This is a genomic window from Halotalea alkalilenta DSM 17697 (assembly GCF_000621205.1).
GTDB classification, from domain to species: Bacteria; Pseudomonadota; Gammaproteobacteria; order Pseudomonadales; family Halomonadaceae; genus Halotalea; species Halotalea alkalilenta.
In genome coordinates this window covers 1-2,261 of record NZ_JHYY01000055.1, presented here as the reverse complement: position 1 = coordinate 2,261, position 2,261 = coordinate 1, and the positions used below count along the sequence as shown (strand labels likewise).

Genomic DNA, 2,261 nt, shown 5'->3' with positions numbered 1-2,261 from the left:
CGTGGATGTCGACGCGGGATGCATCGATCACCAGGTCCTGCCCGGCGCTCAGGCGAGCGTCGCCTTGGATGTCGAGACGGCTGCCGAGCACTTCGGCGCTTTCGCGGCGCTCGGTGAGATCGGGCTGGCGATAGCCCCTCCTTCCATTAAGGTTTTCAGCTTGGCCAACCAGCCGAAAATAAATCTGTCCCCTTTTTTCCGAGTGCCCCCCCGGTACTGCCGGAGGATTTGTTCCATATCAATCACGCTTGATAGTCTTCAAACTCCCAAGCGCCTATACGAGAAATTTTCTGCGCCACCTCCCAAAACTCCCCTCCCGAGCATTTGTCAATATAATTAGAAATCTCTTTAACTATGAGGCTTTGATCATATTCAAAAACAATCAACATATGCCTTCCCCATACGGCGCCAGAAGAAGAGTATTGACTTTGAATCCATTCAGGAGTGCATACAAGTATCTGAAATAAATGCCCTCCTTCTTGATCGTCCGGCCCAATCTGGACTGTTAACCAAATCCCGAAGCACTCCTCGTTTTCTGGCCAATACTGGTCAAACCCAACAGCATCGTTTAGATCAATTGACTTTATGATTGCTTTCATTGGCTTGTCACACTCAAGTGGCCATTGCTAATAACCTTTCCACTCTGCAACTCCTGGAAATTAGCCTGTACACCTGTAGGATTATATTGAGCTGGAGTATTGGGTTTTGCTACTGGCGGCCTATAGACGCGAGATCCATCAGCGCTGATTAAACCACCGGGAACACCACTAATAGGTCTAGCACCATCACCAACCCAAATTCTTCCCAGATTATTCGCTTCGGCAGCCGTACCACTACCAATAGAGAAGTTAGGGTTTGCAGTGCCACTACCTTTAACAGCAGCGGCCAGCCTAGAGTCTTGAGCAGCAATATTCGCTAGGTTTTGCTGCGCAAGCTGATCTTTCAGTTTCGGATACGTTGCTATGTTTTCAGCACCGCTAGAAACATTCCTTGTCCCTTTCCCCCCCACCTCTAGCGAGGGCCTACTCCCCACCCCTCCCCGGTCTGCTCCAAGCACTCCGCCGCTGATCATCGACGCCAGCGATTCGGTGGCCTGCTCGCTCTGCTCCGGGGCAATGCCCAGTACCGAAACGATAGCCGCCGCATCCTTGCCCGCAGCAGCAGCGGCAAACGCTGCGTTCTTGCCTGGATTTTCCCAGGATAGCTGAGCGAGGTAGTTTTGCGTACGGGGGTTGCTGAACTCGATGCCTTTGAACGGCGTGGTCATCGAGGCCTGCACGGCCTCTGCACAGCCGGCTGCCTGACGGGAGCAGAGTGCCAGTGCTTCGAGGTCCTGCTGATAGCTCAATGCCAGGGCTTGATCGGTAACTTCCTGACGGCAGACATCGGTGTCGCAGCTATCTAATCGGTCGGCGATTTCCTGGAACTGCTCGTGACGCAGGTAATTATAGGTCACCGCCTGACCCGCCACCCAAGCACCCTGCTGGGCGTCGCCCCCAGCCAGTCCGGCGGCGACCAGGCCGGTGATCTGCGCGGCACCGGTCAACAGCGTCGGGTCTTGCTCTAACCATTCGGCCAGGTGCCCCACCAGCGCCTCGTTGGCGCCGGCGGCGATCGCGCCACTTTCGAAGTCGCCACCGCTGGCGACGGAGGCCAGTCCTCCAGCCAGTGCGTGCAGTGCCACCTTCTCTACGCTGCCTTCGGCATAGCCCTGCGCCTCGGCGTAGTCCCCCACGGCGTTGAACATCGCCGCTGCCACTACGCTTCCCACGGTGCCGTGCAGAGCGTCGCCGAGGCGATCTCCGAGCGAGCCGCCCTGGAGTGCGGTCTGCAGGCTTGCATCGATCGCTGCGCGGCTGCCGATACTGCCGGCGAAGCGGCCAATGCCTTCAAGGCTTGCGAGATCGACGCCTTGTACGCCCTGGGTGATGACGTCGGTGCGGCCGCCCCAGATGCGATCCATGCCCTGGGCCACGCCGGCCGAGGCGGAGGCAAGGGCGGCGCCTTCGAGCCCCTGGCGAGAGAGGGTGTCTTTCAACGCACCGCCGAGATCGCCTTGCTGGTTGATCAGGTTGACCGCGCCCTGGCTCGCCAGCGAGGTGGCCGCAGCACCGCCCACGCTGCCCAGTGCACCGACGGCGGTAGGGCCGACGAAGGCGGAGACGGCGATCGCGACTGCAAGCGCAGCGGGGCCTGAGAGTCCCGACTGGCTGTACTGGAAGCTGTCGTGGATCTCCTTGACCTGCCGCCAGTCGATGTCG

2 protein-coding genes are annotated in these 2,261 nt (G+C 58.7%); both read right to left on the bottom strand.

What is annotated here, in order from left to right; genetic code table 11:
* Nucleotides 1-242: 242 nt before the first annotated feature.
* Nucleotides 243-599 (bottom strand): immunity 8 family protein, encoded by a 357-nt coding sequence (locus Q376_RS24315; RefSeq protein ID WP_081803478.1) that lies wholly within the window; start codon nucleotides 597-599, stop codon nucleotides 243-245.
* The coding region (locus Q376_RS0109245; protein ID WP_027350071.1) for a DUF637 domain-containing protein at nucleotides 596-2,261 on the bottom strand (1,666 nt) is incomplete at its 5' end. The genes Q376_RS0109245 and Q376_RS24315, both read right to left, overlap by 4 nt.

Excerpts from the sequence above, each read along its gene's own strand:
- Q376_RS24315 (WP_081803478.1), bottom strand. The coding sequence starts at position 599 with ATGAAAGCAATCATAAAGTCAATTGATCTAAACGATGCTGTTGGGTTT.